Origin of the sequence: Kitasatospora sp. NPDC097691, assembly GCF_040302665.1 — a bacterium.
GTDB lineage: Bacteria > Actinomycetota > Actinomycetes > Streptomycetales > Streptomycetaceae > Kitasatospora.
This window is the reverse complement of the sequence record NZ_JBEORY010000045.1, coordinates 23,443-38,146: the sequence shown is the minus strand read 5'-3', so window position 1 is coordinate 38,146 and position 14,704 is coordinate 23,443. Positions and strand designations below refer to the sequence as shown.

Annotated in this window: 9 protein-coding genes; all 9 read right to left on the bottom strand. The window is 73.7% G+C overall.

Annotated elements, in window-relative coordinates; translation table 11 throughout:
- Nucleotides 1–2: 2 nt before the first annotated feature.
- The 9 genes from ABTY56_RS26655 to ABTY56_RS26615 all read right to left on the bottom strand — a co-directional run bounded on the left by ABTY56_RS26655 (nt 3) and on the right by ABTY56_RS26615 (nt 14,690).
- A complete protein-coding gene (locus tag ABTY56_RS26655; RefSeq protein WP_502893191.1) occupies nt 3–1,475 on the bottom strand; it encodes an O-antigen ligase domain-containing protein in 1,473 nt (490 codons plus the stop codon).
- A gap of 1 nt (nt 1,476) precedes the next feature.
- Nucleotides 1,477–2,964, bottom strand: a complete 1,488-nt coding sequence (locus ABTY56_RS26650) for a right-handed parallel beta-helix repeat-containing protein (RefSeq protein WP_350631707.1) — start codon at nt 2,962–2,964, stop codon at nt 1,477–1,479.
- Between the two features lie 62 nt (nt 2,965–3,026).
- Nucleotides 3,027–4,988 carry an alginate lyase family protein gene (locus ABTY56_RS26645; protein ID WP_350631706.1) on the bottom strand — a complete coding sequence of 654 codons (1,962 nt, stop codon included), beginning with the start codon at nt 4,986–4,988 and terminating at the stop codon, nt 3,027–3,029.
- Nucleotides 4,985–7,195: a bi-domain-containing oxidoreductase gene (locus tag ABTY56_RS26640; protein ID WP_350631705.1), complete on the bottom strand. Its 2,211-nt coding sequence runs from the start codon at nt 7,193–7,195 to the stop codon at nt 4,985–4,987. The genes ABTY56_RS26645 and ABTY56_RS26640 overlap by 4 nt, the downstream gene beginning before the upstream one ends.
- A gap of 35 nt (nt 7,196–7,230) precedes the next feature.
- Entirely contained in the window at nt 7,231–9,165 is a 1,935-nt protein-coding gene (gene asnB / locus ABTY56_RS26635) for an asparagine synthase (glutamine-hydrolyzing) (protein ID WP_350631704.1), read from the bottom strand.
- Between the two features lie 3 nt (nt 9,166–9,168).
- Nucleotides 9,169–10,698: a Wzz/FepE/Etk N-terminal domain-containing protein gene (locus ABTY56_RS26630; RefSeq protein ID WP_350631703.1), complete on the bottom strand. Its 1,530-nt coding sequence runs from the start codon at nt 10,696–10,698 to the stop codon at nt 9,169–9,171.
- Nucleotides 10,695–12,092, bottom strand: a complete 1,398-nt coding sequence (locus ABTY56_RS26625) for a Wzz/FepE/Etk N-terminal domain-containing protein (protein ID WP_350631702.1) — start codon at nt 12,090–12,092, stop codon at nt 10,695–10,697. Before ABTY56_RS26625 ends, ABTY56_RS26630 begins: the two co-directional genes overlap by 4 nt.
- Nucleotides 12,089–13,384: a glycosyltransferase family 4 protein gene (locus ABTY56_RS26620; protein WP_350631701.1), complete on the bottom strand. Its 1,296-nt coding sequence runs from the start codon at nt 13,382–13,384 to the stop codon at nt 12,089–12,091. The genes ABTY56_RS26625 and ABTY56_RS26620 overlap by 4 nt, the downstream gene beginning before the upstream one ends.
- Entirely contained in the window at nt 13,374–14,690 is a 1,317-nt protein-coding gene (locus ABTY56_RS26615) for a nucleotide sugar dehydrogenase (RefSeq protein ID WP_350631700.1), read from the bottom strand. Before ABTY56_RS26615 ends, ABTY56_RS26620 begins: the two co-directional genes overlap by 11 nt.
- Between the last annotated feature and the right edge of the window lie 14 nt (nt 14,691–14,704).

Genomic DNA, 14,704 nt, shown 5'->3' with positions numbered 1-14,704 from the left:
CCTCAGGTTCCCTCCGTTCCGTGGGCCCATGGCGGTGTGCGTCGTCGGGCGGCTCCGGGCGCCGAAGCTCCGGGCACCGTGACTTTGGGCGTCGTGACTCCGGGCACCGGGGCTCCGGGCATCGCTCCGGACGTCAGGGCTCCGGACGTCAGAGCTCCGGACGTCAGGGCTCCGGACGTCAGGGCTCCGGACGTCAGGGCTCCGGCCGTCAGGGCTCCGGCCGTCGGGCCGTGGGCGGCCGCGGCCGGTGCCGCCAGCAGCGCGGCGGCCACGGTCAGGTGCAGCAGGTACGGCGAGGCGTCGCCCAGCCCGGCCTCGGTGTACGACGCGATCGCGCAGTAGCTGATCAGGAAGATCGCGCAGGCCCTGGACAGCGACGGCGGCCGCAGCAGCGCGACGCCGCCCAGCACGATGATGATCGCCGCCACGACGGTGACGCCGGCCAGTCCCTGCTCGTTGTAGACGGCCAGCCAGCTGTTGTCGATCGGCAGCCCGCCGAACGACTTGTCGCCCAGGCCCACGCCGAACAGCTGTTCCGTGGTCGTGCGGGGCGCCGCCAGCAGGGCGTCCCAGACCTTGGCCCGGCCGGTGAGGTTGGAGAAGTTCTCCTGGCTCTGTCCGCGCAGGAACCACGCCTGCAGCAGGGAGCTCAGCCCCACCGCGGCCACGGTGGCGCTCAGCACCGCCCAGGTGAAGAACCGGCGGGCGGCGGCGCTGGTCAGGACGAGCGAGCCGACCGCCAGCACCAGCCCGATGAGCAGGGCGACAGTGGCCGTCCGGGTGTGGGTCAGCGCGAGCAGGACGAGGGACGGCACGATGACGGTCGCCGCGCTCGCCCCGGTGGTCCGGCGGCCCAGCAGGAGCAGCACGGTGAGCCCGATGATCACCGCGGCGTACTGGCCGATCTGCGGCGGGGTGAGCGGCCACAGCGCGCCGACCAGCCGCCCGCCGTAGAGGTCGGGCATGGCCGCGCCGGGTGAGACGACTAGGCCGGCGGCCACCGACGCGAGCACCGCGAAGTACGTCCGGATGTGGTGCCGGACGAACAGCGGGCCGTCCCACCAGCGGCTGAGCAGCCACAGCGTGCCGACGAAGAGGGCCAGCCGGAAGCAGCGGAACAGCGCCCCGAACCCGGACTCCAGGTGCGCGCTGGAGATCACGCTCAGCACCAGCATCAGGGTGAGCAGGAACAGGTAGGCGCTGGTGCGGATGCGCAGCCGGAGGTTGAGGGCGAGCGCCAGTGCGAACGCGGTGACCAGCGCCCCCATGGTGGCCATCTGGATGAGGGAGCGGGGCAGCGGGACGATGGTCTTCGCCCCGGCGGAGCCGAGCGTGTTGAGGACCAGCAGCCCCCAGACCGTCCCGACGGTCCTCGGGGTGCCGGCCGGGCGCGGTTCGGCGTGGGGCCGCGCTCCCGCGGTGCCGTCGGTGTCCGGTGGGCCCGGCGGCCCGGCGCACATCCGGTTCCGGCCCATCTCAACCACCCGCCCGCGGCCGGAAGGTGCTGCCGGTGTCCTGCTGGTACGGCGCGCCCTGCCACTGTGCGGAGTCGAGCGTCCGGCTCGGGTCGTGGGCGACGAAGCTCCACGGTCCGACGTAGGCGTTGTCGTGCCAGTGGTTCTGCTGCTTGCCGGTGATCGCCTCGGCCACCGGTTCGCCCTTGTACGGCGACCAGTCCGGGTAGGTGCCGTAGTTGGCCAGCACCGCCATCCGGCCGCAGCCCGTCGTGCAGCCGACGACGGACGGGTCCAGGACGAAGCGGTTGTCGTGGATGTCCACCCGCTGGGTCTTCCACCGGCAGTCGGCGTAGAGCGGTGCGCCGGCGATGCCCGGCTGTGCGCAGCTGGCGGTGTTCTTCACCAGCAGGGTGCAGTCACCGGACGAGGTGTTGGCCGGGCTGTTGCAGAACCGGTCGGCGTTCTCCCACAGGGTGATGCCGGACCAGTTGTCCTCCAGCACGTTCCGGTCGATCTCGATCTTGTCCGTGCGGGCCGGGATCCGCGGTTCGCCGCCGGACTCGGACAGGTAGACGGTCGCGACCGGGAAGTTGTCGCCGCGGTCGGCGTACTTGCGGCCCTCGACCCAGTCGTTGCGCCGGATCGTGTTGTTCCGGATGACCGCGTTGTAGCTGGTCTCGTAGATCAGCGCGGCACCGTCGTTGGACTCCAGCACGTTGTCCTCGATGCGGAAGTCGTTGTTGTTGGTGTCCGCCCACAGCCCGGTGCCGCGGTTGTCGTGCACCCAGTTGCCGCGTACGTCGGCGCCGTTGACGGCCCAGAACTTGACGCCTCCGGTGCAGCCGCAGCCCGGCTGCCGCCGTTCCCACTCGTCGGTGTCGTTCCCGGTGATCTCGTTGCCCTCCACCACCAGGTCGCTGACGGGGCCGCCGGTCTTGTACGCGTTCATGCCGTACTGCCCGTTGCCGCGCAGGCAGCTGGCGCGGACGCGCTGGTGGGCGCCGGCCATCAGCCCGGCGCCGGAGTTGTTCTGGATCGTCGCGTGCTCGATCACCCACCCGTCGGCCGAGTCGTGGTTGACCACGCCCTCGTTCTGCGGCGCGACGAAGCCCTGCACGGTCAGGTAGCGGATGGTGACGTTGCCGGCGGCGCCGCCGAACGCGTACTGGCTGGTCTTCCCGCCGTCGAGCACCGCGCCCGGCGCGCCGAGGTAGCTGTCCCCCTCCTTGGGGACGACCTGGGCGTACCGGTCCGCCGCGAGCCGGTGCGTCCCCGGGCCGAGCCAGAACGTGGTGTTCGGGGGGCTGCTCCTGGTCTTCGCGGCCAGGTCGCCGACCACCGCGGGGTCGACCGTCACCGCGCCCGCCGGCGCCGTCGCCGGGCCGGCCGCGGGCCCGGCGCACACCCGGGCCACGGCCACGGACGCGGTCGACGTCCCGGTCGGCTTCGCCGGGGCGTCCGACGAGCTCGTACAGCCGGTCGCCGCCAGCAGGGCCAGTGTCAGCACCGCCGCCGATGCCGCCGTGCGTCGCGGTGCCGACGCCCCCCGGTCCGGCCGCCTCGTGATCCTCACGCGCCCCCCTGGCCGCGGAACCTGAGGACGGTGGTGAACCCCTGTGCGCCGTCGGCGAAGCCGGTGCCGACCAGCGTGGTGGCGGGCTCCTTGCGTCCGAAGCCGGCGGAGTACCAGCCCAGCGGCGGGTCGCTCTCGCCGCGGTGCGCCCGCCAGGACAGCTGCCCGGCGAGGTCCAGCTCCGCGGAGCGGTCCTCGCCGTCGCGGGTCCAGCTGAGCACCGCCCGGTTCCCGGTCAGGTCCGCGGTGATCGCCGGGCCGAGGTGGAAGGCCAGCCGGACGGGCCGGCGCGGGCCGCTCACCTCGTCGACCACCCGCAGCTCCCGGCTCGCGGCGGTCAGCTCGACCCGGCGGCGGTGCACGGAGGGCCGGTACCCGTCGTGTTCGGCGCACCAGCGGGCCACGCCCCCGCCGGCCGGGTCCGCGACCAGGACGCGGCTGCGGGCCTGGCGGGTCCACAGGAACGGGCCGCCGGAGCCGGACTGGTCGCCGCCGTCCAGTTCCAGGGTGTTGTGGCCGAGGGTCGAGCGGAAGTACCGCCGCCACTCGGGCTGCCCGTGGTAGCAGAACGTCCCCGGGTCGGCGAGCACGTCGACCCCGTCCTGCCGGACTTCCAGAGACAGCGCGTCGGCGTGGGCGTGCGCGGCGATGGACAGGAACCCGTGCGGACCGCCGTCGCAGCGGCACCAGATCCGGTCCTCCTCGTCGCGCAGGATGGTCATCCCGGCGTCGGCCAGGTGGACGGGCCGGCTCGCCGGGCGGGCCACGCCCGCCCCGTACGGCTTCAGCAGCGCGGCCAGCAGCGGGGTGCGGACGTCGCCGGCCGCCACCTCCGGCCACCAGGGCAGGCGGCCGAACACGGCGCCGCCGGTGGCGAGCAGCGAGGCCCAGCGGTCGGTGCCCGCGCCGTCCACGACCAGGCCGTGCCCGTCGTCCGCGTCGCCCTGGCGCGGGGGCCGCAGCCGGTTGTCGACCACGGCGGCCAGGGCGTCGGTCATGCGCAGCAGCACCAGACGGACCGTCGCGGGGACGGGCACCCCGGCGGCGTCCGCCTCGGCGACCGCGGCCAGGCCGAGCTCCAGGACGAGCCCGTGGTACTCGCTGGCCAGCTCCCGGTTGAGGCCGGACAGGAAGGTGTTGGCGCGCAGGTGCCGGTCCAGCGAGCGCAGCGCCTCCGCGCGCCATCGCTCCGACTCGGGGAACCAGTCGAAGGCGCAGGCGGCGGCGAACTGCCCGGCGGCCTCGGCGATGACGTGGTTGTTCGCGGAGGAGCCCCGGCTGGGGAAGGCCGCCAGCCAGCGCTGGTGGTGCCAGATCTGGTGCAGCGCCGTCGGGTTGGCCTCGAACAGCGCGGCCGCGCCCGACCAGCCGTCCAGCAGCCGGCGCACCCACACCCAGGACAGCAGCCGGATGCCCAGCTCGATGCCGCTGACCCAGTGCACGCCCTCCAGCGGAGGGTTGACCTTCCACCAGGAGCGCAGGTGGTCGGCGACGCGCTCGGCGTAGCGCTCGTTGCCGGTGACGGCGTACGCGGCGGCGAGCACCGTCAGGTACTGGTGCCGGGAGGGCTCCCAGATCTGCTTGATGTCGCCGACGGCGTCCTCGTCCCGGTAGGGCACGTCGAAGGCGTAGCCGGCGGTGGCCCGGCGGCCGGTCTTCGGGTCGAACCACCAGTCCGGGTCGGCCATGTCCTCGCGCTCCACGCCGAAGAACTCGGCGCGGCCGTCCATCAGCCGGTCCGCCGCGGCGACCAGCCGCTTGGCAGCCTCGGCGGGCACCGCCTCGACCGCCCCGGCGGGCAGCACGGCGGTGAACCGGGCGCCGCTGACGGCCGGGCCCGCCGGCGGGGTCTCGTTGCCCCACCGGCGCCGGCGCAGCGTGTCGCCCACCCGGCCGGCGACCTCCTGCGGCCCCATCGCGGACAGGCGCCGCAGGTACCAGCCCGCGCTCATGGTCACAGCGACCTCGCCAGGGCCACCGGGGCGCCGGCGCCCAGGCTGGCCTGCACCGCGAGGGTGGCCGCCGTGGTGGCGACCAGGGACTCCAGCGGCACCGGCATCGGCCCGCCGGTGCGCACGGCCTTGACGAACGAGGCCAGCTCGTTGGACTGGCCCTTGTCCCGGGCCTTGGGCAGCCGCGAGCTGACCCACCGCTTGCGGCCGGCCGTGCTGTTCTCGAAGTACACCGAGGCGCGGACGAAGTCGTCGAGCTTGAGCACCTTGCCGTCGGCGAGCAGGTCCAGCGTCTCCTTGGGGAAGCCGGGCGCCCCGGAGGTGACGTAGCTGATGGTGGCGGTGGAGCCGTCGGGGTAGCCCAGCACGATCTGGAGGTCCTCGTTGCCGGACGGGGCGACGGCGTACACCGAGACCGGGTCCGCGCCGAGCAGCCAGCTCGCGGTGTCGATGAAGTGGCCGCCCTCGCCCTCGAAGCGCGAGCCCTCGGTGCCCTGCTGGAGGTACCAGCTGCCGTGCTGGAGGCGACCCGCGTTGACGAGGTAGCGCAGGCTGGCCGGGCCCGTACGGGCGCCGAGGCGGGCCCTGGCCTCGCGCAGCAGCGGGGCGAAGCGGCGGTTGAACCCGACTTGGAGGCGGTCGTTGCCGGACTCCTCCACCGTGGCGAGCACGGAGGCGAGTTCGTCCTCGGTCAGGGCGAGCGGCTTCTCCACGAAGACGGCCTTGCCGGCCAGCAGCGCCTTGCGGGTCAGGGAGGCGTGCGAGCTGTGCCGGGTGACCACGAAGACGGCGTCGATCGAGGAGTCCCCGAGGACGGCGTCCAGGTCGGTGGTCGCCCGGGCGAAGCCGAACTTGCGCCGGGCGTTGGCCGCGGACAGGGACGTGGTGGTGACGACGGCGGACAGTGCCACGCCCTCGCGCTGGGCCAGGTGCGGCAGCAGCATGGAGGACGCGTAGTTGCCCGCGCCGACGAATGCCAGCCGCACCGGGGCGTGGGCCGGGCGGGCCGCGGCCGTCCGCGCGGCGGGGAGCCTGACGGCAGGGATCTCCAGCTTCGGGGCCTCGGCCTTCGCCGGCGGCTCCGATTCCGCCGGGGCGTAGCGGAACAGCGCGGTGACGGCCCTCAGTTCGCCGTCCTTGAGGCGCCGGTACGTCTCCACGGCGTCCTCGAAGTCGGCGACGTGGGAGATCAGCGGGTCGACGTCGACGCGGCCGCGGGCCATCAGGTCGATGAAGCAGGCCAGGTTGCGCCGCTCCGTCCAGCGCACGTACCCGATCGGGTAGTCGCGCCCCTCCAACTCGTACTCCGGGTCGTAGCGCCCGGGGCCGTAGGAGCGCGAGAAGCGGACGTCCAGCTCCTTCTCGTAGTACGCGTTCCACGGCAGGTCCAGGCGGCACTTGCCGATGTCGACGACCCGGCCGCGGTCCCGGGCCAGGTGCGCGGCCAGCTCCACGGGCTGGTTGCTGCCGCCGCCGGCCGCCAGGTACACCTGGTCCACGCCGTGGCCGTCCGTCAGCTCCGCGACGGCGTTCTCCACGGCCGCCGAGCCCGGGTCGCCGCAGGCCGCCGCGCCCAGGCGCTCGGCCAGCTCGCAGCGCGAGGGGTCCGGGTCGGCGCCGACGACGCGGACGCCCGCCGCGGCCAGGAGCTGCACCACCAGCTGCCCGATCAGCCCGAGGCCGATCACCAGCGCCACCTCGCCGAGCTGCGGCTCGCCCTGGCGGACGCCCTGCAGCGCGATCGACCCGACGGTGCCGAAGGCCGCGTGCCGCGGCGCGAGGCCGTCCGGCACCGGGGTGTAGAGGTTCTTCGGCACCCAGTTCAGCTCGGCGTGCAGCGCGTGCTCGTTGCCGGCGCAGGCCACGAGGTCGCCGACCTTCACGTCGTCGATCCCGGCGCCGACCTGCTCGACCACCCCGCACAGCGAGTAGCCCAGCGGCGTGTAGGAGTCCAGCTTGCCCATCACCTTGCGGTAGGTGGCGGGCAGTCCGTTGGTGGCCACGCTCTGCATGACCTTGGCCACCTGGTCCGGCCGGGAGCGGGCCTTGCCCAGCATCGACATGCCGGCCTCGGACACCTTCATGAGCTCGGTCCCGGTGGAGATCAGCGAGTAGGCGGTGCGGACCAGCACCCCGCCCGGCTTGCACCCCGGCGCCGGCACGTCGAGCACCGCCAGCTCGCCGCTCTTGTAGTTCTGCACGACCTGTTTCACCGAAGTCCCCTAAGTTCTCAGCCTTGAAATGAGCTCTACGCCGTCGGACGAGCGCTGTGGTCGGCCCCGGAGGTCGCACTGCGGTACCAGTACTCCAGGGTCAGCACGTGCCACAGGTGCTTGGAGAAGTCCCGCTGCCCGGCGGCGTCCTCGGCGACGAGCCGCGCCAGCGCGTCGCGGCGCAGGAACCCGGAGCGGACGAGCTCGCCGTCGTTGACCACCTCGCGCACCAGCGGGGCCAGGTCCCGGCTCATCCAGGCCCGCAGCGGGGCGCTGAACAGGCCCTTGGGCCGGTACACGATCTCCCGGGGCAGGATCGAGGTGGCCGCCTCCTTGAGGACGGCCTTGCCCTGTCGTCCGACGATCTTCCGGTCGCCGGGCACGGCGAACGCCGCCCTGACCACCTCGACGTCCACGTACGGCACCCGTACCTCGGTCGACGCGGCCATGCTGGACCGGTCCGTGTAGGCGAGGTTCAGGCCCGGCAGGAACATCCGGGCGTCGCCGAGGCACATCCGGTTGACGAAGTCGTCGAGCTCGTTGTCCCGGTAGACGTCCGCGTGCTCGGTCAGCACGTCCTGGACCGTCCCGGCCAGGTCCGGATCGACCAGGGCGAGCAGTTCGTCCCGGTCGTACATGGTGTAGCTGCGCCGGAACGCGGTCTCCTCCGGCAGGTCGGCGAAGGAGAGGAACCGCTTGGCGAACCGCACCGACCGGTACCCGCGGCGGGCCGAGGCCACCGGCAGCCGGTCCACCGCCGCGGACAGGCCGCGCCGCAGGGGCCGCGGGACGCGCTGGTAGCGCAGCGCGATCAGGTTGGCCAGGTGCTTGCGGTAGCCGGCGAACAGCTCGTCGGCGCCCATCCCCGAGAGCAGCACCTTGACCCCGGCCTCCCGGGCGGCCGAGCAGATCAGGAACGTGTTGATCGCGGCGGGGTCGCCGATCGGCTCGTCCAGGTGGTACGTCATCTTCGGCAGCAGGTCGAGCACGTTCGGGGCGATCTCGATCTCGTGCAGGTCGACGCCGAACCGCTCGGCCACCTGCCGGGCGTAGCGGAGGTCGTCCGGCATCGCCTCGAACCTGGCGTCCTCGGCGCGGAACCCGATCGTGTAGGCGGAGATCCCGGGGTGGTCGCGGGCCGCCAGTGCGGTCAGGTAGCTGGAGTCCAGCCCGCCGGAGAGGAAGGTCGCCACGGGGACGTCGGAGAGGAGGTGACGCCGGGTCGACTCCTCGACGATCGCGGCGATGTCCGGCAGCTCGCCGCTGCGGGCCCGCTCCCGGCCCTCGGCGGCGACGTCCCGCAGGTGCCAGAACCGGCCGCGCTCCACCCGGCCGTCGGGCCGGCACCGGAGCCAGCTGCCCGGCGGCAGCTTCTCCGCCTCGCGGAACGCGCACCGCGAGTCCGGCACCCAGTAGTAGAGCAGTGAGGCGACCAGAGCCGCGTGGTCCACCTGCAGCGACCCGCCGGTGGCGGCGGCCAGCGCCTTGAGCTCGGAGGCGAACACCAGGCCCTCGCCGCGCCGGAGCAGGAAGAGCGGTTTGATGCCGAGCTGGTCGCGGGCGAGGACCAGCTCGCCGGTCCGCTCGTCGAAGATCCCGAACGCGAACATGCCGCGCAGCCGGGGCAGGCAGTCCGTGCCCCAGCGCCGCCAGGCCTCCAGCAGCACCTCGGTGTCGGAGGTCCCGCGGAAGCGCACCCCGGCGGCCGACAGTTCGGCGCGCAGCTCGGGCGCGTTGTACAGCTCGCCGTTGTACGTCAGGACGAGTCCGCCCGAGACCATCGGCTGGGCGCCGGTCTCGGACAGGTCGATGATGGCGAGTCGGCGGTGCCCGAGGTGCACCTCGCCGTCACCGACGGGGTGGCTGTACCGGCCCGCCCCGTCCGGCCCTCGGTGGGCGAGGGTGTCGGTGAGAAGGTCGGTCACGGCCTTCCCGTCCGGCCACCGGTACGTTCCTGCGATGCCGCACATGTCCTACCTCGCCTCCTGGTCGCTGTCCGGGACCATGGCGGTCCACATCGGTAGTCGCTCCGTCCGCCGCCGCCCCGTCCCGATCTGCCGGGCGGGCCGCTCGTTGCGGCCGCGCGGCGCGGTGTGCGGCCCGTCCCAGAGCGTTCCGTCGGTCCGGTCCCGCGGGTCGGGGTCGATCAGCACCACACCGATCACCGGTATGTGCTGGTCCGCGAGTTGTCGCGCCACGGTGTGCAGCCAGGCGGCGCTGCCGTGGCCGGCACGCACCACGAGCACGGTCCGGGTGCCGAGGTGGCGCAAGTCGGTCCACGCCGTGCCGGGCGCCACCGAGCCGACGCCGATCCGGCGCCCCTGGGCCGGCTCGGCCTCGGCCGTCCCGTCGGCGACCACGGTCGGCTCCCCCGGCGCGGCGCGGCGCTTGGCGAGCCGGGAGCCGGGCAGGCCGTCGACCACGACCACCGGCCCCTCCTCCCCCAGTGCCCCCGCGAGGTCCAGGGCGATCACGCTCGTGCTGCGCGCGCAGCCCAGTTCCAGCAGTGACACCGGTTCCGCGCCGTCGCGCACGGTGCGGGCCAGGGTCGCGGTGAGCCGGGTCCGGGCCGCCCTGGCCCGGCGGCCCTGCCATCGTCGGGCCCGGCGGCGGGGCAGGCCGCGCAGCTCCGCGATGACCGAGGCACCGAGGTTCGCCGCGATCTCCCGGCGCAGCACGGGGCGGTCCGCCACCACCACGCCGACCGCGGACACCGCGAGCCCCAGGACGAGCCCGAGGACGAGCCCGACCGCGGCGTCGGTGACGGCGGTCTTCGGCAGCGAGTGCCGCTCCGCGCGCGGGGTGTCCACGATCTGCGTGCCGGCGATCAGCCGGGGCGTGCCGACGCTCGCCTCGGCGGCGCGCTGGCCGAAGTCGGTGATCCGCGAGGTGAGTTCGGCCCGGCTGGCGAAGAGCGACTCCAGGTTCGCCGACGCCTTCGGCCCGCTCTGCGGCGTCGCGTCGCCGATCGCCTTGTTGACCTGGGCGAGTTGGTCCTGCAGCCGGTCGCGCTGGTCGAGCAGCCCCTTGGCCTCGGCGTCCGCGGCCTCCTGGATCCGCCGCACGTGGTCCGCGACGAAGGTCTCGGCGAGTGCCTTGGCCCGGGCCACCGCCTCCGCGTCGCTGCTCCCCTTCGCGGTGATCTGCAGCAGGTTGTTGGTCAGGCCGATGCCCCCGTAGTCCTGCATGAAGTCCTCCGGCTTCTCCGAGGAGCCGAGGGCCTTCAGTGCCTGGCCGGCGATCCCCGTGGTCTGCAGCAGGGCGACGTCGGTGCGGATCAGCGTTCCGGGGTCGTTCGGCTGGTCCGCCTGGTGCGCGACCAGCACCTTGGCCACCGCACTCGGCGGCGCCGGCATCAGTACCGCCGCCGCCGCGCCGGCGAGCAGCCCGAGCAGCGCCATGGCGCACCAGAGGCGGCGCCGCCTGCGCACCGCGACCACCAGCGCCTGCAGGTCCAGCAGCGGGGTGGCGGTCGGCGACTCCGACGTCGTGCTCGTCGTCACCCCGTACCCCTCATCGCCTCGTCGCCGACGGCGGCCGGGGGCGCGAGCACGGGCTCGGCGCTCTCCGGCGTACGGCCGGCCCCCTCTGGCGTACGGCCGGCCCCCCGCGCCGGACGGGCCCGGACCGTGCCGGCGACGACCGTGCCGACGACCTTGTACCTGGCGTCCGCACACGCCTCGGCGATGCCGGCGAGCTCCCCCGCCGTCCAGCTGCCCGCGCTGAGCACGAGCAGGGCACCGGACTCGTCGTCACGGTCCGGCACCAGCGGCCGGGACACCGAGACCCCCACCACCCGCAGCAGCGGATCGCCCCCGGCCTCGGCGACGAGCCGGTCGGCGGCCCGGCGGGCCGTGTCGTCGCCGTCCGGGACGAGGACCAGCAGCCGCTGGGCGGCGGGGAGCCGGTCCCGGAGGCGGGCGCACACCCGCCGGTAGCGGACCTGTCGGCCGGCCTCGTCGCCGGAGGCCTGCGGGGTCGGTACGTCCCACCGGGTGTCGACGCCCAGCAGCCGGCGGAACCGGGCCTGCGGGCCACCGCCCGCCGGCCGCCGCGCGGGCCGCTCACCGGGTACGTCGACGGTTCCGAGGACCACCGCGCCCAGCGCCGCGGCGATCTCGGGCTCGGTGCGCGGTCGGCGGCTCATCCGTGCGGCGGTGAGGTGGCCGATGACCGCGAGCAGGAAGGACAGCACCGCCCCGGCGACGACGAGCTGCATCCGCGTCGGCGGTGCCTCGCCGGTCGGCCGGGCGGCCGGCCCCATGACGACCATGTTGGCCCGGTTCGCGGCCGGGTCGACCTGGTCCAGCTTCTTGACGGCGTCCTGCAGCGCGGTGCGCAGCTTGGCGAGTTCGGTGCGGGTCTGCACGCTCTCCACGGTCTGCGCCGGATCGGCCGCGTCGGCCAGGTCGGTGATGCGCCGGCTGGCCTGTACCACCATCTGCCGCAGCGCCTCGGGCTGGGACGCCGCCGGGTCGGTGCTGTCGCCCGCGATCCGCGCGGCGAAGGTGACGAACTGCTGGGCGACCTGGTCGGAGAGTTGCTGGGCGCGCTCCGGGGTCTCGGCCGTACCCGAGATCTTGATGATGTTCCCGTCGGCGGCCGTGGCGCTCACCCGGTCCTGCAGCTCGGTGCCGGTGACGCCGCTCCAGCCGAGTGCGGCGGCCGCGCGGTCGACCACCACCGAACTGGTCGCGATCTCCGCCTGGGTCAGCAGCTCGCGCTCCTGCCACGCTCCGGGCAGCAGGACCGACGCCGACGTCGTGAAGCGCGGCGGGAACAGGAAGGAGGCGCCGTAGCCGACGAGCGCACCCAGCACGGCGAGGACGGCGAGGAGCCGCCAGCGCCGACGCAGGATCCGACCGATCGTGACCAGACGTATCGTTTCATCGCTCAACGGCGGGGCCTTCTCCCTGCCCGGTTCGGGCTGCCCGCCGACACCGGCGCCTGACCACGGCAGGCGGCGGCGTAGGCGGCGAGTAGCGACCGCTGGGAGTTCCGCCAGGCGAGCGGCCCGTTGATCCGCTCCTGGCCGATCTTGCCCATCCGGGCCCGCTCCTCCGGATCGTCCAGCAGCAGCGCGATGAGCCGGGCGAACTCGGCCTCGTCGTTCGCGGGCGCGTAGACGGCGGCGTCACCGGCGGAGACCCGCGCCTCCCGGAGGTCGAACGAGACGATCGGCCGGCCCATCACCATGTACTCCAGGACCTTGTTCATGGTCGACACGTCGTTGAGCGGGTTGCGCGGGTCCGGGGAGAGACAGACGTCGGCGGTGGACAGGTAGCGCACCAGGTCGGCGTCCGGCACGCGCCCGGTGAACTGCACCTGGTCCGAGAGTCCGAGCCGCCGGGACAGCTCCACCATCGCGTCGAAGGTGTCGCCGCCGCCGACGAACACCGCGTGCCAGTCGGTCCGCCCCTGCTCGTCGCGCAGCTTCGCGAGGGCCCGCAAGGCGTAGTCGACGCCGTCCTGCGGGCCCATCACACCGAGGTAGCACAGCAGATGGGGTTTGCCGTGCTTCAGCTCCGGCTCGGGCGGCACCGGCCGGAACCGCTCGGTGTCGGGCGCGCTGCGCACCACGAAGACGTCCTCCGACCGCCGGCCGCCGCGGCGCAGCGCGACGTCCCGGTAGCTCTCGTTCGTGGAGAGCACGACGTCCGCGGCCCGGTAGGTCCGCCGTTCCAGCGCGCACACGGCACGGTGGAGCAGGTCCGCGCCGCGGTCGAACCGGGAGAGGTACAGCTCGGGCACCAGGTCGTGCTGGTCGAAGACGATCCGCGCCCCGCGCCGCTTCAGCAGCAGGGCCGGCAGGAACAGCAGGTCCGGCGGATTGCAGATGTGGACCACGTCGACCGGGCCGACCCTGCGGGCCAGCCGGGCGGTGTGCCACAACGCCGATCCGTACTCCCGCAGGTAGCCGGCCGGCCCGCCGGTGGCCGCGCGCAGCGGGTAGCGGTGGATCCGCACCCCGTCGATCACCGCTTCCGGCTCGGTGTCCCGCTTGGTCCCGCGCGGACAGACGACGTGCACCTCCCAACCGGCGTCGCGCAGCGTCGTGCACTCCTGCCACACCCGCCGGTCGAACGGCACCGACAGGTTCTCCACCAGGACCAGCGCACGACGGGCCGGCCCGTCGCCGCCGGCCGCGTCACCGGACGACGTGTCACTGAACGATGTGTCACCAAGCAAGGCCCGTGTACCCCGGTTCGGTCCGGCGCACGTCGGCGTCGGGAAGGCGGATGAGGTCGACGATCTCCGGGCCGCCCTCATGGGGCAGCGCCGACAGCACGGCCGGCTCCCTGGTGCCGACCACGCACACCTCGGCGTGTTCGAGCACCTCGTCGACGGACTCCGCGAGCAGCTGCGCGAGGTGCGGCAGCCGGGTCTCGATGTAGTCGCGGTTCGCGCCGAGCAGCCGGGAGAGGTTCACGTTGGGGTCGTAGATCCGCAGGTCGTAGCCCTTGCCGAAGAGCCGCTCCGCCAGCTCGACCAGCGGGCTCTCGCGGAGGTCGTCGGTGCCGGGCTTGAAGGACAGGCCGAACAGGCCCACCCGGCGTTTGCCGGTGCGCTCGACCAACTCCACCGCGCGCTGCAGGTGTTCGGCGTTGGAGGGCAGCACGTGGGCGAGGATGGGCACCGAGACGTCGGCCCGCTGCGCCGCGTGGACCAGGCTGCGCAGGTCCTTGGGCAGGCAGGAGCCGCCGAAGGCGAAGCCGGGCCGCAGGTAGGCGGGGCTGACGTTCAGTTTGCGGTCGGCCAGGAAGACGTCGATCACCTGGTGCGAGTCCACCCCGAGCGCCCGGCACACCGCGCCCAGCTCGTTCGCGAAGCCGATCTTGAGGCCGTGGAACGCGTTGTCCGCGTACTTGATCGCCTCGGCCGTCGGGACCGGCACCCGGAACACCTCGCCGGGCAGCCCCTCGTACAGCGCCGCGACCACGTCGCCGCTCGCCGGGTCGAGCTCGCCGATGACGGTCTTGGGCGGGTCGAAGAAGTCCCGCACGCTCGTGCCCTCGCGCAGGAACTCCGGGTTGACGGCGACCCCGAAGTCCACCCCGGCCGTGCCGCCGGCGTACTTCTCCAGGATCGGGACCAGCAGGTTCAGGCAGGTGCCCGGGAGCATGGTGCTGCGGAACACGACGGTCTGCCGCCCGCCCCGCTCGGCCACCGCGGCACCGATCTGCTCGGTGACCCGCTCCAGGTAGGCGGTGCACAGGCTGCCGTTGGGCTCCGACGGCGTGCCCACGCAGACCAGCGACACCTCGCTGCCCGTGATCGCCTCGCGGACGTCGGCGGTCGCGCGCAACGCCCCGGTCCGCACGACCTCGGCGATGAGCTCGCCGATCCGCTCCTCGACGACCGGGGCCTTTCCCTCGTTGACCAGGTCGACCTTCACCTGGTTCACGTCCACCCCGATGACCTCGTGACCCAGGCTGGCCAGGCACGCGGCCGACACGCAGCCCACGTAGCCGAGCCCCAGGACGCTGATCCTCATGACCCGTTCCTCCC

Coding starts and splice junctions, on each gene's coding strand:
- ABTY56_RS26655 (WP_502893191.1), bottom strand. CDS start 1,475: ATGGGCCGGAACCGGATGTGCGCCGGGCCGCCGGGCCCACCGGACACC.
- asnB (WP_350631704.1), bottom strand. CDS start 9,165: ATGTGCGGCATCGCAGGAACGTACCGGTGGCCGGACGGGAAGGCCGTG.
- ABTY56_RS26615 (WP_350631700.1), bottom strand. CDS start 14,690: ATGAGGATCAGCGTCCTGGGGCTCGGCTACGTGGGCTGCGTGTCGGCC.